Annotated in this window: 23 protein-coding genes; 11 read left to right on the top strand and 12 right to left on the bottom strand. The window is 37.6% G+C overall.

What is annotated here, in order from left to right; genetic code table 11:
* Positions 1-50 precede the first annotated feature (50 nt).
* Together JWG40_RS04275 and metF are read left to right on the top strand one after the other, a co-directional pair.
* Positions 51-866, top strand: coding sequence for an SDR family NAD(P)-dependent oxidoreductase (locus JWG40_RS04275; protein ID WP_205284627.1), 816 nt, complete (start codon positions 51-53; stop codon positions 864-866).
* 12 nt (positions 867-878) lie between these two features.
* On the top strand, positions 879-1,766 hold the full coding sequence (metF, locus tag JWG40_RS04270) for a methylenetetrahydrofolate reductase [NAD(P)H] (protein ID WP_205284626.1): 888 nt from the start codon (positions 879-881) through the stop codon (positions 1,764-1,766).
* Here metF and JWG40_RS04265 read toward each other — a convergent pair.
* On the bottom strand, positions 1,731-2,228 hold the full coding sequence (locus tag JWG40_RS04265) for an MORN repeat-containing protein (RefSeq protein WP_205284625.1): 498 nt from the start codon (positions 2,226-2,228) through the stop codon (positions 1,731-1,733). The two genes, metF and JWG40_RS04265, sit on opposite strands and share 36 nt — an antisense overlap.
* An 85-nt stretch (positions 2,229-2,313) precedes the next feature.
* Between JWG40_RS04265 and JWG40_RS04260 the strand changes: the two genes are divergently transcribed.
* From JWG40_RS04260 to JWG40_RS04250, 3 genes are read left to right on the top strand one after another with little or no spacing between them, the layout of a single operon-like run.
* Positions 2,314-2,673 carry a response regulator gene (locus JWG40_RS04260; protein WP_205284624.1) on the top strand — a complete coding sequence of 120 codons (360 nt, stop codon included), beginning with the start codon at positions 2,314-2,316 and terminating at the stop codon, positions 2,671-2,673.
* 2 nt (positions 2,674-2,675) lie between these two features.
* On the top strand, positions 2,676-3,278 hold the full coding sequence (locus JWG40_RS04255; RefSeq protein ID WP_205284623.1) for a chemotaxis protein CheC: 603 nt from the start codon (positions 2,676-2,678) through the stop codon (positions 3,276-3,278).
* Positions 3,278-4,888, top strand: coding sequence for an ATP-binding protein (locus JWG40_RS04250; protein ID WP_205284622.1), 1,611 nt, complete (start codon positions 3,278-3,280; stop codon positions 4,886-4,888). Before JWG40_RS04255 ends, JWG40_RS04250 begins: the two co-directional genes overlap by 1 nt.
* Positions 4,889-4,912: 24 nt before the next feature.
* On the opposite strand, the gene JWG40_RS04245 is transcribed toward JWG40_RS04250, so the two are convergent.
* The 3 genes from JWG40_RS04245 to prfA all read right to left on the bottom strand — a co-directional run bounded on the left by JWG40_RS04245 (position 4,913) and on the right by prfA (position 8,337).
* Entirely contained in the window at positions 4,913-5,500 is a 588-nt protein-coding gene (locus JWG40_RS04245; protein WP_205284621.1) for a hypothetical protein, read from the bottom strand.
* A 3-nt stretch (positions 5,501-5,503) separates the two neighbouring features.
* On the bottom strand, positions 5,504-7,195 hold the full coding sequence (locus JWG40_RS04240; RefSeq protein ID WP_205284620.1) for a S8 family serine peptidase: 1,692 nt from the start codon (positions 7,193-7,195) through the stop codon (positions 5,504-5,506).
* Positions 7,196-7,275: 80 nt separating this feature from the next.
* Positions 7,276-8,337, bottom strand: coding sequence for a peptide chain release factor 1 (prfA, locus tag JWG40_RS04235; protein ID WP_205284619.1), 1,062 nt, complete (start codon positions 8,335-8,337; stop codon positions 7,276-7,278).
* A gap of 67 nt (positions 8,338-8,404) precedes the next feature.
* Here prfA and JWG40_RS04230 point away from each other — a divergent pair, with 67 nt between their 5' ends.
* Positions 8,405-9,025 (top strand): hypothetical protein, encoded by a 621-nt coding sequence (locus tag JWG40_RS04230; RefSeq protein WP_205284618.1) that lies wholly within the window; start codon positions 8,405-8,407, stop codon positions 9,023-9,025.
* Positions 9,022-10,152, top strand: coding sequence for a hypothetical protein (locus JWG40_RS04225; RefSeq protein ID WP_205284617.1), 1,131 nt, complete (start codon positions 9,022-9,024; stop codon positions 10,150-10,152). Before JWG40_RS04230 ends, JWG40_RS04225 begins: the two co-directional genes overlap by 4 nt.
* On the opposite strand, the gene JWG40_RS04220 is transcribed toward JWG40_RS04225, so the two are convergent.
* From JWG40_RS04220 to JWG40_RS04190, 7 genes are all read right to left on the bottom strand, one after another.
* The gene (locus JWG40_RS04220) at positions 10,149-10,346 is read right to left on the bottom strand and encodes a hypothetical protein (RefSeq protein WP_205284616.1); all 198 of its coding nucleotides are present in this window, start codon (positions 10,344-10,346) and stop codon (positions 10,149-10,151) included. The two genes, JWG40_RS04225 and JWG40_RS04220, sit on opposite strands and share 4 nt — an antisense overlap.
* Positions 10,347-10,445: 99 nt before the next feature.
* Positions 10,446-11,585, bottom strand: a complete 1,140-nt coding sequence (locus tag JWG40_RS04215) for a carbon-nitrogen hydrolase family protein (RefSeq protein WP_205284615.1) — start codon at positions 11,583-11,585, stop codon at positions 10,446-10,448.
* Positions 11,578-12,000 (bottom strand): NUDIX domain-containing protein, encoded by a 423-nt coding sequence (locus JWG40_RS04210; protein WP_205284614.1) that lies wholly within the window; start codon positions 11,998-12,000, stop codon positions 11,578-11,580. Before JWG40_RS04210 ends, JWG40_RS04215 begins: the two co-directional genes overlap by 8 nt.
* Positions 11,997-14,447, bottom strand: a complete 2,451-nt coding sequence (locus JWG40_RS04205; RefSeq protein WP_205284613.1) for a hypothetical protein — start codon at positions 14,445-14,447, stop codon at positions 11,997-11,999. Before JWG40_RS04205 ends, JWG40_RS04210 begins: the two co-directional genes overlap by 4 nt.
* Positions 14,448-14,451: 4 nt before the next feature.
* Complete coding sequence (locus JWG40_RS04200; protein WP_205284612.1) at positions 14,452-15,894, bottom strand: MDR/zinc-dependent alcohol dehydrogenase-like family protein; 1,443 nt, start codon at positions 15,892-15,894, stop codon at positions 14,452-14,454.
* Entirely contained in the window at positions 15,894-16,556 is a 663-nt protein-coding gene (locus tag JWG40_RS04195; RefSeq protein ID WP_002972506.1) for a rhomboid family intramembrane serine protease, read from the bottom strand. Before JWG40_RS04195 ends, JWG40_RS04200 begins: the two co-directional genes overlap by 1 nt.
* Before the next feature lie 2 nt (positions 16,557-16,558).
* Positions 16,559-17,377 carry an adhesin OmpL37 family surface protein gene (locus JWG40_RS04190; RefSeq protein WP_205284611.1) on the bottom strand — a complete coding sequence of 273 codons (819 nt, stop codon included), beginning with the start codon at positions 17,375-17,377 and terminating at the stop codon, positions 16,559-16,561.
* 82 nt (positions 17,378-17,459) lie between these two features.
* Here JWG40_RS04190 and JWG40_RS04185 point away from each other — a divergent pair, with 82 nt between their 5' ends.
* Both JWG40_RS04185 and JWG40_RS04180 read left to right on the top strand, forming a co-directional pair.
* On the top strand, positions 17,460-18,083 hold the full coding sequence (locus tag JWG40_RS04185) for a hypothetical protein (protein ID WP_205284610.1): 624 nt from the start codon (positions 17,460-17,462) through the stop codon (positions 18,081-18,083).
* Positions 18,080-19,117, top strand: coding sequence for a zinc-binding dehydrogenase (locus tag JWG40_RS04180; protein WP_205284609.1), 1,038 nt, complete (start codon positions 18,080-18,082; stop codon positions 19,115-19,117). The genes JWG40_RS04185 and JWG40_RS04180 overlap by 4 nt, the downstream gene beginning before the upstream one ends.
* A gap of 84 nt (positions 19,118-19,201) precedes the next feature.
* Here the strand turns inward: JWG40_RS04180 and JWG40_RS04175 are convergent, their stop codons facing one another.
* Positions 19,202-21,154, bottom strand: a complete 1,953-nt coding sequence (locus JWG40_RS04175) for a PP2C family protein-serine/threonine phosphatase (protein WP_205284608.1) — start codon at positions 21,152-21,154, stop codon at positions 19,202-19,204.
* Between the two features lie 35 nt (positions 21,155-21,189).
* Between JWG40_RS04175 and JWG40_RS04170 the strand changes: the two genes are divergently transcribed.
* A complete protein-coding gene (locus JWG40_RS04170; protein WP_205284607.1) occupies positions 21,190-21,486 on the top strand; it encodes a hypothetical protein in 297 nt (98 codons plus the stop codon).
* A gap of 18 nt (positions 21,487-21,504) precedes the next feature.
* A partial coding sequence (locus JWG40_RS04165; RefSeq protein ID WP_205284606.1) for an NAD(P)H-dependent flavin oxidoreductase occupies positions 21,505-21,997 on the top strand: 493 nt, incomplete at its 3' end.

The following is a 21,997-nucleotide window of genomic DNA, read 5'->3' as shown; positions in this document are numbered from 1 at the left end:
TCTCATTCGATTCGGATTGACGAAAGTAAAAAATGCCTTAGATTGAAGGAATGAAATTATCGGGAAATACAGTACTTATCACGGGATGTGGTATGGGAATCGGGGCTTTAACAGCAGAGCGATTAGCAAAAGAAGGAAATGATATCATAGGTGTTGATATTCAATTGCCCTTATTAAAAGAAATTCAAACCAAAGTAGAATCTTTAGGAAGAAAGTTTTATGGCTTTGCCTGTGACCTTTCTAAAGAACCAGACATTGAATCTCTAATCAAACAAATCGAAAAGAAAAATCTGGTTTTCCAAATCCTTATCAACAACGCAGGGATTGCGCCGAGCGGTGCCTATGATGGAAAGGATTTTTCCGTTTGGAACAAGGCCATCCAAATCAATGTCGCTGGCCCCATGAAGCTGGTGTATCTCTCCCTTCCCCTTCTCAAAAAACAAAAAGAAGCAACTATCATTAATTTAGCAAGTATTGCCGGTAAATTTGGAACAGAAGGTACGGTAACCTATTCTGCAACAAAACATGCTATGGTTGGTTTTTCACAGGCGCTTAAAATGGAACTCTACGAAACACAAATTGGTGTTAGTTGGATTTGTCCCACAATGGTCAATACCAGAATGATTGATGGCGTCAAACCCTCTATTTTTACCCCGGTCATTGAACCCTATGAGGTGGCTGATGCGATTCTATATGCCATTAAAAAAAATCCTGGTGAAGTTTTGGTTCCCTCTTATTTACGGGCCTCCATTGTCATCCTCCCAGCCTTGTTTCCAAAATTTGCACTCTGGTTGGCAGTGAAAACAAAAGCATCAAAAGGTTGGCTCTTGGCTAACAAGGGGCTTGAGAAAAATATTCCTGTTTAGAGGATAGGTTTTATGCACATTTCTCAGGTACTCGGTAAAAAACAAACAACCATCAGCTTCGAATTTTTTCCTCCAAAAAATGCGGAAGCCTCTGAAGATTTGTTTCGAAACATCCAAGAATTGTCTCAAATGAACCCAGCTTATGTAAGTGTCACCTTCGGGGCTGGGGGTTCTACAAGGGACCTCACACACGATTTGGTTGTTAAACTCCAAGAACAAACAGGATTAACAATTATTAGTCATCTTACTTGTGTCGGATCCACCAAAGATGATATCCGAGATATCTTAAAACGGTACGAAAAAAGCGGAATTCATAACATCATGGCTCTCCGTGGGGATCCTCCCAAAGGACAAACGGAATTCCAAAAAACGGAAAACGGATTTGCTTTTGCCGGTGAATTAGTTGGGTTTATCAAAAAGGAATTTCCACAAATGGGAATTGGTGTTGCTGGCTTTCCTGAGGGACATCCATCCACTCCCAACCGCTTAAAAGAAATTGAATTTTTAAAATGGAAAGTGGACCAAGGAGCTGATTACATTTGCACCCAAATGTTTTTTAATAATAACTACTTTTATGATTTTGTCGAACGCTGTGAAATTGCAGGAATCAAAGTTCCTATCATCGCCGGAATTATGCCGGTCACTTCCAGAAAAGGAATGGCGAGAATGGCTGAATTGTCCTTAGGAACTAATTTCCCTGCTAAATTATTGAAGTCTCTTTCTCGTGCAGAAGATGATGTTTATGCAGAAAATGTTGGCATCCATTGGGCTACAGAACAAGTGAGAGATCTATTGGATCACAAAGTTGCCGGTATCCATATGTATACGCTTAATAAGTCTAAGGCGACTCTAAAAATCTACGAATCACTCGGGGTTCGAAATTTCGATAGCATTGGTTGATGATGTTGTCGGTGTGATACCCGTCCACCGACCATCTTTCCAAATTCCTTCCAATACCAAACTTTCTTTCGCATTTGTTATCCTTGCGTTTCCCTGCAACTGGTTGTTGTTCCAGTGACCTTCCAATACCAATCCATCTGAATAAATATACTTTCCAAAACCTTGCCGTTTGCCTTTAGCATAAGAGCCGATGAATTTGTCTCCGTTACCATAACGATAGACTCCCGGACCTTCTTTGTAACCAAATTGGTAAATGCCTTCAAAAATATCACCATTAGAATACTGGTAAATACCAGAACCATGTTTGACATCTTCGAAAAATTCCCCCTCAAAACGATCTCCGTTATCATAGGAAATCTGAAACTTTCCGTTTCTGCAATTTTCCCCCTCACAAATTTTTTGGTTCGACCTACAGAAGAAGAAAAGGGATAAAAATAGTAATAAAAAATATTTGGGTCGCATGTATGGCTGAGGATATAGATTTTTTTTCCGTCAATTACTAGGTGCAATCTCATATATAAACTAGTTCGGAATTAAGGCAATACATATGTCACAAAAAAAAGCGCTGATCGTAGACGATAGCACCGTTACCCGTTTAATGATCCGAAAGATAATTTTAGACAAATACCCAGATTGGGAGATTTTGGAGGCAAGTTCAGCTGACGATGCCAAATCACTTCTAAACGATCATCAAGATATCGATTTTTTTAGTTTGGATCAAAACATGCCAGGAACTTTATCCGGATTAGATTTAGCAGAAGATCTCAAAAAAGATTACAAAGATGTAAAAATTGTTTTAATCACAGCTAACATTCAAGATACAATTAAAAATCGTGCAAAGTCTATCGGCATTGATTTTGTAGAAAAACCTGTCACAGCAGATAAAATCATCCCCCATTTGGACTAAATATGAATTTTCTAACCGAAATAGAACGAGATTCCTTAAGCGAACTATTCAATATTAGTTTGGGTGGTGCGGCAAAGTTAATGAGCGAAATGATTTCTGATGAAATTTTGCTCACAGTCCCTAGCTTAAAGTTAGTTAGTCCAGAAGAAGCTAAAAATATCGAATATCTTGCAGACCAAGATGTATGTACCATAGAACAAAAGTTTATTGGTGGTATTGGCGAAGGATCAGCTTTTTTATTATTTCACAAAAGTGCAAGTTTGGAAATTGTCAAAATGATGATGAAGGATTATGTTGCGTTGAATGAAGTTTCACAGTTTGAAAAAGACGCACTGAGTGAAATCGGGAACATCATTCTAAATGCTATTCTCTCTAATTTAGCAAAAATGTCTGATTATAAAATTGAAACCAATGTTCCTGAATTTTTTACAGGGAAATATGAAGATTTGCTCCTTAGGAGAGATCAAAAAAAACACAACTCTATTCTTTTAGTTTTTATTGATTATAAACTAAGTGGAAAAGATATCAAAGGTTATATATTCTTTTTTCTAAATTTCGATAGTATAAAAAATCTTTCCAGAGTACTCATTGAAAAGTTGAAGTAGTGAACACCCTTAGTGAAAAGCATTTACTAACAATCATTAAAAAATCTGGGATTGGAATCCTCATCCTGGATAAAAATCTTAATATTGTTTTAGCAAATAGTTGGTTTCTTAAGAGTTCTGGATTTATAGAAACAGATTTAGAAAATTCTTTTTTTTTGGATGTATTCCCCGAATTAACGAATACGAGAACATTCAAATCGATTGAACTTTGTTTGCAATATTCACAATATTCTATATTAACTCATACCTTAAATCCTTTCCCTTTCCCACTTTATGATAACGAAAAAAGCAAAAAGACCGGAGAAAAAATTTATCAATATTTACATGTTATACCTATTTCAATCGAAAATGAAACAGATCATTTTTGTATGATTCAAATTTCAGATGTTTCCCAACAAGTTGTCCGAGAGAAACTTTTAAGGGAACAAATGAATTTAGCTAATTTAAGAGAAATAGAAGCACAAAAAGCATCGCAAGCAAAAACCGATTTTTTGGCCTCAATGAGTCATGAAATTCGGACACCGTTAAATGCAATTCTTGGTATGACCGAAACCTTAAATGAAACAGATCTAACAGAAGAACAACAAGAGTATTTGACTGTTCTTAAAAACTCAGGAAAGGCTCTCTTTAATATTATTAACGATATTTTAGATTTATCGCGCATTGAATCAGGAAAATTAGAAATGGAACATATCCATTTTTCAATAAGAGAATTAATGAGCGAAACTATTTCTCTGTTTTATATGAAGGCGAAAGGCAAAGGGATAGAAATAGAATTCCATGTAGATGATGAAATTTCCGAAAGTATTGCTGGTGATTCGACAAGATTACAACAAGTCCTGATTAACTTACTTGGCAATGCGATGAAATTTACTGAAAAGGGAAAAATATTTGTTAATAGTTCACTTTCTGAAAACAAAAAAAATCTGAAAATTTCCGTTGAAGATACAGGAATTGGTATTCCTTCTGAAAAGATTGTTTCGATTTTTGAAAGTTTTACTCAGGTGGATAGTTCAACTACAAGAAAATATGGAGGTACCGGACTTGGTTTAACAATTACAAAAAAATTAATCCAACTGATGGGCGGCGATATATCTGTAATCAGCCAAGTTGGAGTTGGTTCTAAATTTATTTTTGAAATACCGTATGAAGGGTTTATTAAACGTTTATCTGGAATCCACCGGCATTGGCTCAATTTAGAACTGCCTGAACCAGAAAAGTTTCCCATTTGCAAAGTCCTTTTAGCAGAAGATTCAGAAGAAAATATTTTTATCATTAAAACTTTTTTTCGTAAATATCCAATTGAGATTAGTATCGCTTATAACGGAAAGGAAGCATTAGAAAAATTTAAATCGCAAAAATTTGACATCATTTTGATGGATATGCAAATGCCCGAGATGGATGGGTTAGAGGCGACAAGAGAAATCAGAAAAATCGAATTAGCTAATCAGATTAGAACAAGCGACTCCGTACCAATCATTGCTATTTCAGCAAATGTTCAGAAGGAAGACATTAGCAAAAGTTTTTTAGCAGGAATCACTTCCTATCTATCAAAACCAGTTAGAAAACAAGAGATCCTAAAATTGATGTATTTTTACCTAGCTATGTAACTATTTACTGTGGTTAGGCGAATATTACTTCAAAGTTTTTTCAACAGCTTGATCTGGATATGCTTCTAAAACATTTGGTTCAGAAAGAACTTCATTTGCTTTTTCAGCGGAAAGAAAACCTGGTTCCGTTAGGAAACTCACCAAACGAGGAGAAAATTGATTCTGGATTTGAATTCCATACTTTTTAGAAATTCGATCCAGAGAATCCGCTGATTGGTCAGTAGAAAATGTTACAATTATTACTCCAGGCAACACAATGTTTGCACCAACACCAACGGATGTGGAATATACTTCTGTTACTTTAGAGTTAGTAGCCGATTTAGATGATTTTGGAAAAAGATCCTTCCCTGCTAGACGAACATTCCATCCAGCTTTAATTCCTTGTTTCCCCTGCGTTATTTTTTGGTTTGTCTGGACCTGTTTTTCATTCACAAATTCTGCAACAACACTGGGATTCCTATAGAAAGTTTTTGTGACTCCACCTTCCACAAAGGTAATGGAACTTGGAGGGTCTTTCGGTTCAGCACTGACAGAAACTGGTCCGAACACCCACCAAACTAATGCGAATAAATAAGTCCAACTGGTAACATTCATTCTTCTATGTTCGTTCATTGGTTACCTACCATAGATTCGTAATTGAATAGAATTGATGGAGCCGGTATCAGTAGCACTGGCATCATACACTTGGATGATCCAAGTTCCGTTCGGATTTTCTCCTAAATTACGAGCTAATCCAAAACGGTAAGTGGAAGATCCTGTCATTGTGGCAATAGAAGTATTTCCCGAGGAACATAGAGTATTACTATAGGGATTGGCACAAGCATGTGCTTCGGTAAGGAAACTAGTTGTTCCACTAGGTGATGTAATGAGGATGTATAACTCTGGGAAGTAAGTATGATTCGAAGTAAATTCGACATCCATATATTCAATATAACTAATGCTAGAGGTAACAGGATAATTTACTGTCGCCCCTGTTACTAAATCATTATCAGGAATAGGTGTATTGGGAGAAATAGCAAGCTGAGTATGTGTAACATGAGGTGCAGAAATCGGAGTCCACGAACTTGCTCTTGTCAGTAAACTTGCCGCATCCACCGCACCAAATCCATACTTATGATTGATGTTTAGACCAGCAGCATTCATGCTCCAATCTGTATCTGTTGGATCGTTTTGTCTTGCAGAATAAGCAACTAACTCGCGTACGTCGCGCCAAGTCAAATCAGGGTATTTACTTAATAACAGCGAGATCACACCGGCAGCTAGTGGAGTTGCTGAAGAAGTTCCATTAAATTTTTTTGTGTAGTTTGCAAGGGAATAATCACCAGAGGTTCCGCCCGCATTCAATCCTAATGCACCAGTAGCATCTGTTGTGGAAATAGCTGTTGTATATGCCGTAGCACTATTTCCTTGGGTATGAGCAACCGCCCATAAGTTGGCACCAGATTCCGAATAGTTTGCCTTTTTGCCATCTTCGCCAATTCCGCCTATGGCCATAACACGATTATAATTCGCTTGTCCATCGTAATTAGCGTTGTCTACAAGAATTGGAGAAACAATTGTCCCGCCATTCGCACCATTCCCTGCAGCCCAAACATAGACAGTACCTTTTCCGGACTTTCCTTTTAAGGTTCCTTCATTCACCCCTTGTTGCCAAAGAGCACTTGAAGGCCAGAGCCAACCATATCCATCAGGGGAACCCCAGCTGTTATTGGAAACAGAAACCCGAGTGGATTCATTGACCATAGCTCTATATTCGTCAGAAGTATAAATGGAAGATTTTTCTAGTAGGTTAACCCCAACTAACTTGGAACAGGGGGCAGCACCACGGACTCCAATATTATTTCCACCTCTAGCAGCAATCACACCACCGACCGCTGAACCATGGAAACTACTGGAGTAGGAATGTGTTGGATAAATCGTATTGTTAAGGAGATTCAAACCTCTTGCAGTCACTGAAATATTGGAAGATAAGTCCTCATGTCGAATGTCGAGACCATCATCGACAACACTCACTATCACTTGGTTTCCCGAAACACCTTGGTTCCAGACAGTATTTACATTTGCATCTTCCCCAAAAGTCCCGCCAAATTGGCCGATGTTTCGCAAATGCCATTGGTCATTATAAAGTGAGTCAGTGGTTCCAGCAGAAAAATTACAGTTTTCTTCCGTACCATTTGCTATTGCATTAAACAGGAGATAGTATAAAAGGGCATCACTGAACGGATCATTATTGTGAACTGATCTACAATTTCCAAAAGACATACTTACAAAAACAAGGATAGAAATTGCAGTTTTCATTTGATTCATCTGACGGAAATTCCTGACCTAATTCTTATAACAGATGAAACACTCGAATCAATCCAATTCCGATGAAATTTGGAAACTTTTTATGCTTTTGCTTCTGCGAGCCGTTTGGATCTGTCCTCTTGGATTAAGGCATCAATTAATTCATCCAAGTCACCTTCCATAATGGCTGGCAAATTATGACTTGTAAAACCAATACGATGGTCTGTACAACGTCCTTGCGGAAAATTGTAAGTACGAATTCGTTCGGACCTATCCCCTGACCCGACTTGGGCTTTTTTCAAAGCATCTGCACTTTGTTTTGCGGCATCGGCCATTTGGTCAACAATCCTTGCACGTAAAACTCGCATTGCTTTATCACGGTTTTTAATTTGAGAACGTTCTTCCTGTGAAGCAACTACAATGCCTGTGGGGATATGAGTAATCCTAACTGCAGAGTCAGTTGTGTTCACGTGCTGACCACCAGCACCTGACGAACGATATACGTCAATTCTTAGATCACTTTCTCTTATTTCTACTTCCTTTTCTTCAGCTTCAGGAAGTACAGCAACTGTTACTGCTGAGGTATGAATTCTTCCACCAGATTCAGTTTCAGGGATTCTTTGGACGCGATGTGTTCCCGATTCAAATTTAAATAGATCGTAAGCTCTATCATCATCTAGAGAAAATACAATTTCTTTAAAACCACCAATACCGGTAGGACTTGCATCTATAATTTCTGTCTTGAATCCTTGTTTATCAGCATACTTGTTATACATACGAAATAAATGTGCGCAAAATAAACCGGATTCTTCTCCACCTGTTCCAGCACGAATTTCAACAAGAATACTTTTTCCAGAATTTGGGTCTGGAGGTAATAACATAATTTCGAGTTCTTTAGCTAACTCTTCTAACTTTTTTTCGCCTTCTTCAATTTCCGATTTCAACATGGCATGCATGTCCGGATCATTATCAGACTCAAGAAGTGATTTTGCATCTTGGCAATCTTTCGTTATTTTTAAATATTCATCAGCCTTTGTATATACAGGAGTTAGGCGAGATCTTTCTTTCGATAGATTCTTCAATGTATCAGATGATGTGGCTTTCGCTAGCTCATCCTCAATACGCAGGTATTTTTCTTGAATTTTTTTCAATCTATCTATCATGTCTATGGAAAGGATATAGAATGCCTGTTTTTGATAAACCAAAATCTAAGGAGGATTTAAGAAACCCGTGAACGAAACACCATCTCAGGTCAAATCCGAAGGTTTTTTAGAGGGTCTAGTCGAATTATTCGCCGGCTTAGAGGACTACAGAAGTCCCTATGCGCCCACAATCCAACCTCCTGACGGTCTCATTCAGGAATTGGTCCAAAATGCTTCCTTTAAATCAGGACTGGTTAGTGCCACCTGCTCCCTTCCCCCAGGCCCTCTAGGGATTCTCAGTATCCTTCCTGAGTTACTTTTTGTGTACCGAATCCAAGGGCATTTGATTTTGGATATAGCTGCTCTCTATGGAAAAGAAGTCCAAGTCACGAAAGAACTGTTATTATATTGCCTTTTTAAACATGGCGGTGCCCAAGTTTTTCGTAAAATTATAGAGGAATCATCCTTAAAAATATTAATTCGCCCAACAACTGTTAGAGTATTTCAAACTATGTTAGAAAAATTGGGATTACTAATTTCTAAGTCTATCATTCGCAAACAATTTGCCCGTTGGATCCCGATCGGAGGCGCTGTGGTGACAGGAACCTTTGCTTATTATGACACAAAACGTGTTGGTCAAACGGCGATGGACCTTTTTTCAAAAGAAATCCACGCGGAAGAAATCAGAGAATATTTGGAGTCTCAGTGAAATTAGTTTCTTTTTTTATCCCTGCTGTTGTCTTACTCCTTCTTTCTTGCCAATCAAAACATGAATCTTTAGTTTCCGAAATAGAAGACTTAATCTCAAAAGAAAAATATGAAAAAGCCTTGGTTCTATTACAAGATAGACTTTCCTCCAATCGTTCAACATCAGAAATCCTCTCTAAAAATAAACCAAACCAACCTAGATTATTTGCACTTTCCGAAGATAGAACAAAGATTGTTTGGACCGAAAACAAAACCCTCTTTTTTAAAGATTTAGTGAATGACAATAGAAATTCTATTGAATTAAAACTAAGACCTGACTCAATTCAAGTTTCGGCTAATGGAAATTATGTGGCAGTTCAGTATCCATTAAAACAGTATGGCGGTTGTGCTTTATTTGGTTACTCGACATCGGATTCCTCATTAGAACATGAATCCATAGTTCACATACCTTGCAAAACGGGAATGACTATCTCTAATTCAGGGGATTTGTTATTATATTTCTTTGAAAATCAATTATTCGTTGAAAAAACAGGTGACAGTTCTAAACCCGAAAAGTTTATTTCTGGTGATCTTTTTCCTACCCCATTCCCAAAATTAAAAACACACTACCATATCACTTCTATTGGAAACGAGTTTTTAGTTTGGTCAGGAATTGCCGGTTCCTATAATTTATTCTTTCTGAATCTGGAATCCAAAAGAGTTGTTTTACTTTCAAAAGACATCATACTTCCAAGATTTTATTATAACAATGGTAATTCGGGCTATGTTGTAGGAGGGAAAATCGGTGATCTTTATTTAAAAGAAGTGGTCTATCATCAAGGTAAAACTCCCTCCATCAATCGAGGAATTCCCATTGTAACACGCGAAGCATTCTCTTGGAGATTGAGTGGGAAAGATGAATTTATCGCCACCAACCAAAATGATCCCAACCAACCCATGAAATGGAAAGTTTCCGGCAAAAAGGAACATTTCCCATTCTTTATTGAAAGACTATGGGGCGTTGCCGGTGATAAAATCGTTTATGAAAGCAAAAGAGGCGAACTAGTGTTAGATGATCTTATTTTTTCAGCAGATGATTGGATGATTTATGAATATTTCAAAAAAGTTAGAAAATTGAACGACGGCTAAGCTGCCTGTTCTTTTTCTTTTTTCGCAGAGAAGATATCGCAAACTTTGTAAGTGTCGGCAATACAATGAGATGTGAGTCTTTCCAAGTCGTCAGCCTGTAAACGATCTTTGGAACTAGGACAAACAGAAAGTCCTTTAGTATACAAAGGGCATTTTACATAAAACTCATTTTTTGGAAGCGACTTCTGTGCCATAACTCTGAAAATTTTTTGTGGAAAGGAATCCCCTGTCAAATCGATTTTAGGTCTGATCCCAAAATTAAAGGTTCAAAAAACGATTAAATCCTGTGAAAATTAAAAGTACAAGTTTAAGATTGTAGGATTTTCAACCGACCTTGCCTGATCTTCATTCGAAAAGTCTCGAAGGTTAAAAGTTTTTCCATTCCAGTTTTTACCATATAAATGCCCGGCTAAGAACACTTGTACAAGGTCTTGTGCTTTGGTTGATTTGATAAACTTTGCCAACCCTTCTTGTTTCCAAACATTGTTATCTTCCAAATCTAAGGATTGCCATTTCATATTTGGATAAGAGGCAGATGGTGAAATCAAACCATCAATAGGTTTGCCAACAAGCCGGTTGTAAATGTTGACATCAAAAACTTCTTGTCCGATAAATATCGCCACTTTCCAGCCAGGAACAATCCAAACCCTATCTTGAGTGATTTCACCCGGAGATAGTATTGTTAATTCTTCTTCTGTTAATAGAGTTTTTTTAACGAGCGGATCCATAAGCTTACCATCGGCTGAGAATGGGATAGCAACATTGTACAATGGTCCTTTGGGATCGAGAACAAGACTTCCTTTAACGATTTTTGGATTCGGTAAAATAATTGTACCAGCTAATATCGGTACGTTGTATTGTTTCGCTAATTCGGAAAAAATTCTGACATAAACTTCTGCCATTTTCTCCGCTTTCAAATAGAATAAATCGGAAACCGTAAAGGTTTCTCCTTTGGTTTTTAAAGCTGATTCCAAAGAATCCGCATTTAGAAATCTGGATTTTTCATCCAGGAACAACAATCCTGTTCCCGTATGTTCAGGAAAGATAACAATTGTTTTTCGATCAAAAATTCCAGATGATTTCCCTTTCGTTAAAGTCTCTTCAATTCGTTCTCGCCACCACTCTTCTTTCACAAAGTCTTCTGGTTGAAGAACTAATTGAATTCCAACTAAATTTCCATACTTTCGATCTGTTCCATTGGTTTGAATGGTTACGTCATTCCAGGATTTTGTAGGTTTCGAAATATCTTCATCCACTTCTGGTTTGCTGAGGCTAAAATCAAATTTAAAATCAAAACTAATATCTGGTTTTGGAATGTCAAATTTTGGTAATGTAGTCTGATCCTCTTTTAGAAGTGTGGCAGAAAAAAAACCAAAACCAAACAAAAGAATAAAGAGAAGAATTTTATAAGGCGGAACATATAAATTATGCATATTTTTTTAAATAGAGTTGGACTGCATCCAACATATACTCCGAAAAAAGATTGGATGGATTAAAAGTTGCAATATCAACCCAATCCATGTAGTCGTGTTCATCAGATAACTGAATTTTTCCGTCCACAAGTTTGGCCGTATAAGCAATGATGACACAAGGGAAATTTCCTTCATTGACCCTATGTTTATGAATAAAAATTGGTTCAGGATTTACATCAATTTTAATTTGGTCTCCCAATTCCTCGAAAACTTCGCGAAAAATACTCTCAGACCAATCAGAAAAAAATTCATCTTCGTTCATCCGACCACCAGGAAGATCGCCATGGCCGGACTTTCTATCTCGTAAAACCAAGAGTTGATTCCCATTGCGGAGAAACAACTTTTGTGTAATCTGAAAAAAACCGTGTTTACTCACAAAAACTTTCCCCAAACATCAATTTGGTGATCTACTGCATATAAATCAGGATTCGGAAGTTCCTGAGCTTTATATGCATTCACCATACCTAACGATACACTCGCAAGTTGTGAAATGATAGGATCCATTGATTCAGTCGGAACGCCGAAAAACAAAAAATTCACGGGACTACCGTCACTGACAAGAAACACTTCTTTTTCGATTTGTTTATTCTCTATCTTAAAAAGAATCCTAGATCCTAAATCCATTTGTGTTTGTGGATCTAAGATCCTATGAAAGGAAATAGTCAAATCCTCTCCACCTAACTTCGGTCTTGCTGATAAATTTAATTCATTAATCCATTTGATAAAATCAGCAAATTCTACGGTTTTCGTAGAACCTGAAGCGATAAATAATTGTTTGTGTTTACTATTTAGTATCCAAGATTCCCAAGTTTTGGGCAAAATAATGGATTCACCGGTAACACCGATAATAAGGTCAATTTCTGCAAATTCGGAATCAGATACATGAGAAAAATCTGATTTTAAATATCTCGACTCTGAGTTAAATTTTCGATCTATTTCTAAGATATTTAAATTATTTTCATGAAGAAAACCACCAATTAGGTATCGTTTTAAAAATCCACCAATGTTCCCTTTGGATCCGAGTAATAGGACTTTTCTTTTTGATAAAACCTTTCCTATTCCATGCAAAGTATTGTCCAAGGCATTCAAAATAGAACGAGCAACTTCCTTAGATTCTTCTTGTGTTTTTTCAGTAGAGATAGCAATCGAAAAGACGGGTAAAAATAAGGATTTTTTCTCTTGTTTCACTTTTACCAAACGATCATAACCGTTTCGCGTATGTTCAATTGTCCCAATGACATAGGACTTTAAAATTTCACTAAATGGTTTTTCTTTAATGGAACGATCTTTTGTTTCTACCCAAAATTCATCCAAAACAGCTCCGAACGAAACACTATCTAATGCACGTTCGTTCAAAATAGGAGCCACATAACCACCGTCTTCAATCAAAAGTAATTTTTCATTTTTCGGAATTATGGACACTAATTTGTTTAGAAACAAAAATACTGCCAATCTTCTCATTGCATCAAAAAAACCTAATTTAGCATCTTCTAGTTTATGACGAAATGTGGAATGGACTTCAAAATCACTATACAGTGGTGATACGCCATAATAGGGAGTATTGTTTTTTGTAAGTTTAAATTCAAGACCCGACATAAAAAACATTTCCGTTGGAATATCCAACAGAATATCTAAATATATGGGAGGAATGTTTCCACCATATTTAACAAAAGCTACATCCAAAGAATTTACCTTTAGTCTTCTAAAGGCTTCGATGAGTGAAATAATTTCAGAAGTTATGTGATGGATTAAAAAAACATTGATACCTTCAAAACTAAAATCATGAGTATTGGAATTTGCAATTTGTTCCAATAAGGGCATCCTTTTCAAATAAAAGGAAGAATCGAGTAAGGTTCTTTTCTGATTGATGCTAAAATTCAAAACACGATCTAAACGGGAAAGATCAACATAAACCGAAACCTTTCCAATGAGGGCTCGAATAGTATTCCCCTCCTTGATTTTTTTTGAAGCAGAAGAATCTTCCAATAAAAGAAAAAGTTTTTTTAGGATCGATAAAGATACACTCGGGTCCGAACTCAAAATTAAGTTTCGGTATTGTTCTTCCCAATAGAAATTGATGTTTGTAAGTTTTCCGAGAGGGGTTTTTTCGATTTGAGAAAATACTTTACTAAAATGGCTATTTTCTTCTTCGTAAAAAGTTTCGCCCTTTTGTGCGGCATTGATCATTCCATTACTGAGTGATTCACTAATTTTCGAAGCTCCCGCAATGTAAGTCCTTGTATGAGCATCGCTAACAATTTCATGTTTGATATTTGCCAAATTCAAACATCCATCCTCTTGTGTATCTATTGTTATACGAAGGAAAAAATCACCAATCCTGTATTGACTTGCAACTCTTTCCATCAGTATGTAATAACCTGAAGGATGGACAAAATCTGCTTCAAATGGAAATAATAATGCAACCGAAGAATTACGGTTGGGATCTTCTCCATAAAATTCTGGATGAATTTTTTTTGCCACCGATTGTTGTTGGAAAGATCCAAATACAAAACGCAAATTCTCTTCAAATTGTTCCCGAAATAAAACCCAATCTTTTAAAATTCCTGCTCTTGCAAAAACCTGAACATGTTGGATATGCATATCCACTAACTCATGGTTAATGTTAGGATTTATTTTATAAGTAAAAGATAAATCCCCAGGAAGGGAATGTAATTGGTTCCCAATCTCTTCCCCGATGGTTCGAGAAAGAATCGAAAGCCCAAAAAATATTCTTAAATTTGTAAGGTCTATCTCCCAAAGGCCATCTTCCACAGGATGAAGGACTGGCCCAAGAGATGTATGTATTTGATTCTGTTTGGTCATAAGGCTATTTAAAATCAACCACTACCTTTACACTAGAGGGATCTTTTGCTGTCGCATACGCGAGTTCTAATTGGTCTGATGAAAACCGATGGGAAATTAAATTTGTCTCTAGGGCATGAGTGATCTCAGGATTGTCACGGAGTAAAGAGATTGCCATATGAAAATCTCCACAACGAGAACTATGAATTTCTTTTCCATCTGCAAAAAACTTAGCCACCAAACTAGAGTTATCAGGCCAGATTTTAGAATGATTAGAGTCTACAAGGATTGCTCCCCTTGGGCGCACCAAAGAATTTTCGTGATGGGGATTGGGCCGAATGGCAAGACTTAACTCTTCAGGATTTGATACAACGACAAAGTCAAAACGCGGAAGTCGATTGGAGAATACCTCAGAGTTTAAGGTGTTTTCTGCATCCGAAGAACTACCTTCAAATACAGTGAACTGTTTTTTTAGATTTTCTTTGATGGTTTCCGATACACCGCTAAACACAAAAACATTTTGGTTTTTGCGAGTTTCCTTTTTCCAATGAAATAACGTATTAGATTCTGAATAGGGAAGAATGGAAAGTTCATCTACCACAAGTTCTGTTAAGTGAGCAATGCCTGCCATCACTTGGCCATTGGTTGTTTTAAGATGGACTTCGCGTTTGGCAATTTGTAATGCAGATTCGAAACCGGAAGCTGTCGAGGTTGTATCATAGACGATATCAAATTGATTTTTCAAATTGCTTATGTCAGTGTTTCGAAGATCCGCTACTTCGTCTGCACCCATGGCTTTGGATAAAGTCACCAAATGATCATGGCGAGTGATTGCTGTTATGCGAAAATTTGCTTTATTTGTTTTTCTATAAGAAGCAAGAGCCGCTAAAATGAGACTCCCCAAGCGACGTGGCCCAAGGACAGCGACATGATCTCCCGGTTTGGGAGGAGAAGCAAGGATCGCTTGTAAGGCGGCTGCAAAAGGTTCCATAAGAACCGCCGCTTTCGGAGAAACCCCTTCTAGGGAAATGGCTGCGTGGATCGGTGCTAAAATATAAGGACCAAAACCTCCGGGAAGTCGATCAATCCCGAGGACTCTTCTTTCTGGTGAATGGGTGGGGATTCCTTCTTTACAAAAGGCATCCAGATTTTTGTCTCCTCGAGCTTCAAAGGTGTCGTTAATTTCGACTACAAACTGTTTGCCTTCGTTCTCACCAAGGCCTTCTGCCAAAACTTCATGGCCAATGATTTGCGGTAGGGGGAAAGGTAAAAAACGTCGGTCTATGTCAGTGGAACAAACGCCGCAAGAAATGGTTTTTAGAGGGATATAGCCAGGCCCTAAATGAAGGTAGGGACTGCCATTTCGTTTGATCTCCCAACCTTCCCTTTCATTGCCAAAATACTCGTATTCTGCTGATTCAAACGAGTCATCGGATTTGTAATCCTTCGCTCGGAATTTTAAGTTCATTACCTATTGTTGATAAAAAAAAGAAGAATGATAGTCAATGTAAAAAAGGTAAAGTTCAAAAGAAAGCCTTGTCTAATTTCCCGCCTCTCTTTATCACCGAGCAAATAACTCGTAACAAAGACAGAGAAAAAACCTCCAAGATGAGCCCAGTGCGCTACTTGGTCACGTGCAAACAAATTAGTAACATCAGAATAAACCATCATCCAACCAAATAAAAAAACAGGAAAGGGAATGGACTTTGTTTTTGATATGGGAAAACGAAAAGGCGAAAGTAATGTAGCTGCAGATGCCAAACCAGAAATAGCCCCACTCGCACCGACAATCGGTGTTCTATCTCCCAATATTAGTCCCCTAACAATTCCATCACCTAACACAGATAGTATACCTGCCATAAAATAAAAGAGAAGCCACTTACCTTTACCGACCCGGTTTTCGACCACTCTTCCGAGCAGGAGAAGAAAAAATAAATTGGAGAGAAGGTGAGCGCCCGATCCATGAAAGAAGGTAGATAGGATCCAATTGATTGGTTCCAATTCTCCTGGCGTTGCGATAAAATAAGGTCCAATCAAATCTGGAAAAAAAATGGAAACAATCGGGTATAACAAAAAAAGAAATAATGAAAAACCGGCAGTGAGTGGAAATTCCCAAATAAATGATCGCATAACTATTTAAATGTGGGTGGAACAGGTTCTTCGGGATTTCTTACGTAAGAGGGATCAAAACCAGGAATCCCAGCAGCCAATTCATGTAAATCCGGTTGTTTCCAAATAAGCTCATAATAATCTAGAGTCCCATAAGAATCAAAATGGCTATCGTATAGCAAACGTAAATACTTTTCACGGTCAGTAACGATGATTCGGTTCACTTCATGAACAAGATCTTCAAAACTGCGACTTTCTTTATCTAATTCGTCTATAGAATCATGTAAAAGCCCAAGAAGTACAATGTACTTTTCCGCTTGTTTGAGGGATTTCAAGGAATAAGCCAACTCTTGGAGTTTCATCAAATACAAATAAGGACGGATATTCTTTCCTACGAGTAATTTCTGTTTCGCTACCGCGATTTCACGATACCCTAACCGAAGGTATGATTTCGTTTCTGTTTTTTCTTTGCCATTGGCAAGTCTTGCAAGACGACCTAATTCAATTTCCAATTCCTCTATTTCGTCTTCTAAAACAAAAATGTAAAGTTGGATAAGAAGCCCTTGTGTCCTTCTAAGTTCTGCATACGAACGTCCCAAATCCATTTGTAAATGGAGAATTTCTGACTCAATATGGTGTTGTACGCAACGTTTGAAGTATTTTTTTTGGTCTTCTGTTCCTCGATTGCTGATTGTAGAATTTAAAATGCGCAGAAACTCGTAGTTGTCCTTAAGTCCATAGCTAACACGGATTAACTGGGTAGCTTTGGAACTGGACTGGTCCGGTGTCATCTCTCCGATTGCTGTCAGAAAGAGCAGTATGATTACCGAAAAACGTTTCATCTATGAAAATAGTTTCGGTCGTATGAAGAAAACATTAGCATGATAAAAAAGAAAAGACATTTACGTCTCATATTCTAGTATTATGTCGAGAGAGGAACCTGTGCAAAAGTTAGGATCACTACCAACTTCCCCTTTGGAAGCCATTGACCTCCTTAAATCCGAGATGGACCAACCAGTCTGGGAATCACGTCTTTTGGATTTGATGAAATTAGCAGCTGATGGTGATAAAAACACCTGGGCTATGATCTACCAAATCATTCGAGAAGCCGACTCTGGTCGACTTAGTTGGGGATACCATAAAGCATTACTCTCTGGTATGGTTTATCTTCTCTCTTACGTGGGGGATTCAAAAAGTTATCGGGTAATACTTAATTATGTCAAATCTCTAGACCGAGCGATTCCCATCGGTGCTATGGAGCTGATCTCCGATTTACTTCCCACATTTGAGGAACTAGACATTCGCGAACTCTTTACGATTGCCTCTAATTCTGATGAATTAAAATCTGCATTCGCTGTTCTTGCTTTATGCAAACTCAATATGGAAAACCGACTTTCCGATGATGAAAAAGAGAAACTAAAAGAGTTTTTATCGACATATAAAAATTATAAATACTACCTCACCGATACAATCGAAGTAACGTTAGAACAACTGAATGAAACGGATGCAAGCGACATGTTGACGGAGTTAGATGGAATCTTTCAATGAAAGCAGCAGTTCTACCCGCAGGATCGAGATCCCTTGAAATTCAAGAATTAAACCTACCCACTCTCCTTCCCAACCAAGTAAAAATCAAAGTCAAAGCCTGCGGAATTTGTGGCTCAGACATCCATCTCGTTCTCCATGGAAAAATGAAGGCTAGTTACACTCCTTGTGTCCCAGGACATGAAACCTCAGGGGTTGTGGATGAAATTGGGGAAGAAGTCACTAAATTTAAAAAAGGAGACCGAGTGGTAGTCAGTGCCGGCACTTCCTGTGGAAAATGTAAACACTGTTTGGCGGGTAGGGAAAATCTTTGTGAAGAGATTGGAGTTCTTGGTTTCAACCAACGCGGAGGCTTTGCCGAATACTTACAAATCGAAGAGCGTTATTTACATCTCTTACCTGACGAAATTCCTTTTACAGAAGGGGCCATTCTTGCGGATGCCGTTTCCACTCCTTACCATGCAGTGAAATACCAAGGCGAAATCAAACCGGGTGATACAGTAGCCATCATTGGTTGTGGGGGACTAGGAATCCATGCGGTAGCCATTGCAAAAGCTTTGGGAGCCGGTCGTATCTTTGCTGTGGATATTGATAATGGATCTCTGGATAATGCAAAAGCTTATGGAGCCGACGAACTCATATTAGTTGAAAAAAACATGCAAGTCGGTAAAGTTTTAAAAGAAAAATCGGGTGGGATTGATCTGTTATGCGACTTTTCTGGTTATATGCCCAATATAGAAAACTCTGTTCGGGCCATGAGTCGCGGCGGACGAATTGTTCTAGTTGGAATCGGGCGTAACAAATTAGAAATTCCCATGCCATTTTTTCTCATCGAACGGCAAATCAGAATCACAGGTTCCTATGGTTCCGACAGAAGGGCAATCCCTGAGCTCATCCAACTTTATAAAGATAAAAAATTAAGCCTAACTAAGTCCATCAGTGGAGTTCATAAGTTAGAAGAAACCAATGAGTTTTTGCATGCTTTGGAAGAGAAAAAAGGAAACCCCATTCGATTTATCATCAATCCAGAATTATAACTTCCGGATTTCAGTTTGATGGTTTATGGCTCAAAGATTTTGATTCAATTTTCATGATATCAGGTTTTGAATTTAGAATTCATTTTATTTAATCTCTACTAATAGAAAACTCAAATCATCCATTTGGTATTTCCATCCTGAAGAAAACCGAAAGAGAGAATCTTGCACTATTGTTGCCAGTTCTTGAAATTTTTGGTATCGATTATCCCATAACAGTGATTTGAGTCTTTCTTCGCCAAAACTTTCACCATCCTCATTGAGGAGATCAAAAATCCCGTCGGTGTAGAGTAAAATCCTATCTCCCGGTTTTAGTTTCACCATTTCTTCTGCAAAAGGCAAATGAGAAAACAAACCCAAAGGTTTTCCTTTGGCATTTAAATAAATGACATCGGGTTCGGAATTGCGAATCAGAAAAAAACCAGGGTGACCCGCATTACTGAATGTTGCTGTATAAGATTCTGTATCAATAAACACATAGGATGCAGTGATAAAAAGATTTTTAGTTTTCCCAACCAAATGCCTGTTCATCAAATGAAACACTCTAGAAGGAAATTGTAAATAAGGTCCAGCCCCCACAAAAGCCATCTTAGACATAGCTGCCACCATGGCAGAAGAAATTCCATGACCCGAAACATCTGCCATAAGTATGGCCCAATTCCCCATACTATCTTTGGTATGGTCAAAATAATCACCACCCACCGACTCTAAGTTTTGCGAAAATCCAATGATGCGAATTTTTTCATCTTCATTGTACTTCGATGATAACAATGACTTTTGGAGTGCGTGGGCCAAAGCTAAATCTTTATCAATCTGAATTAATCTTTGTAGCTCTTTATTTTTTGTCCGCAATTCAGCATTCATTCTGTTGATTGAATGTAAAAGTTGCCAATAATGTTTGAAAACATAAAATCCAAACAAAACTAACATTAAAAAAAATCCATAATGAATGATTCTGTGTCCGTGTGGAAACAATTCAAGATCCATCAAAATATCATGTAATCCTGCAAACACAATGATGAGGAGTCCCAAGGTGATTGTACGCAGATTATTGTTACCTTTGATTAGAACATAAACGGAAGAAAAAATGGCTCCTATCGCTTCTAATACAATCACCCAATTGTAATCGTCTTCACTGTTGAGAAAAGAAATTCCATCTTCATAATTACTTAAAATGGATATGAAAAAGACAATGAGATGAATGCCAGCGAGTATCTTAAATAAATTGCGAAAGAATGGAGGAAAGATTCCAATTAAAAAAAGCAAAAGTGCAAAAGGAAAAAATGCAAAATTTAAATAAGTAAGTGGAACAACAATGTACGAAAATTGAGTCAGAGAAAAACCAACGAAACCGTTTAAAGCCTCAATGAGCGAGGTGGAAAACAAAAGAATAGAGAAATTTAAAAAGATAGTTTCTCTTTTTCTAAGAAAATAAAAACCAAGAAAAATAGTCGAGAGCACAAGTAAAATCGGAGCAAAAAATGTTTCAGAAAAGTTATCCAAAAACAAATCAACTAAGGCCATGGAATGGTCTTTCAAATACACATCTCGATCCATACCGATATAACCGCGATACCTGGATTGAAATTGGATGATGAGTGAACCTGAAGGGTTTTGGTTTAATGGAATGATATAAGGAAAAATATGATCTTGAAGTTTTGATTCGAAAACCAAATCATTACCTTGGAAAATTTTAAATTGTTCCAATGCAATTTCAGTATAAAGAACAGGGCTTTTGAGTTGTCTTACAAACTGATCACTAAATTTAACATATAAATATTGATTTTCTAAGGATTCAAATCCCAACCGGTTAGGTTCCATTTTTTTCCAAACAATAGCTGGAACTGAATGCGGATCTTTTAATTCCTCACTCGACCAATAATAATATCGATCGAGAAGGTAAACGGACTGCTGGAATTGGCGGTCAGGTGTTACTTCAGAATGTAAGTCCAAACATCCTGAGAATAAAATTTGAAATCCTAAATAAAGAACAAACTGCAAGAGAGCATGAATTGATTTATATGATTTGACTTCTTTCAAAATTTTATTCCTATAGGATAAGCAGGATATGTTCAATGAATCGAAGTCGATTCCTATCATTTTTTTACCTACTTCCCTTCCTATTATTGTCTCTTACCGCGCTTATAGCCCAAGAAGAGAAAACCGCCAAAGAACGATTCGTGGAAGATAAGATGGAATGTTATTCCATCGCCACGGAAATTGACGGACAAGAATACCAGAAATCACTCAAATGTATTTCCCAAGATTCTATCTGTTACATTATCCAAGGTTTTGCGATGAGTTGCATTCCTCGCACAGGAAGATATCCCGCTGAATTACCTAATCTGATCCCAAAACCGACCCAACCATAATCGTATAACAGGAGATTTATGAAAATCAAAACAAAAATCAGTGAAATGTTGAAAATTGATCTACCGATCATCGCAGCCCCCATGTTCCTCGTCTCCTATCCGGAGTTAGTGGTGGCAGTTTCGGAAGCCGGGGGAATTGGGTGTTTTCCTTCTTTGAACTATAGAACCCCAGAACAGCTCCGCGAAGGGATCCTGGAAATTCGTTCTAAAACAAAAAAACCTATTGGGGTGAACCTCATCCTCCACAAAGAACATAACCCGAATTGGGCCAAACAATTTGAAGTGGTTATGGATTTAAAAGTAGAACTCATCATTACGAGCCTAGGAACCCCAAGAACCATCGCAAAAGAAATCAAATCCAATGGATCCACTTTGTTTTGCGATGTGACCACATTAAAACATGCAAACATTGTAGCAAAATCTGGAGCGGATGCACTCATCGCCGTTTCCCAAGGTGCTGGTGGACATGCTGGGGCCATCACTCCTTTTGCACTCATTCCTTATCTAAAAA

The organism is Leptospira abararensis, from assembly GCF_016918735.1.
In the GTDB taxonomy this organism is placed as follows: Bacteria; Spirochaetota; Leptospiria; order Leptospirales; family Leptospiraceae; genus Leptospira_A; species Leptospira_A abararensis.
This window is presented reverse-complemented; position numbering and strand designations above follow the sequence as displayed.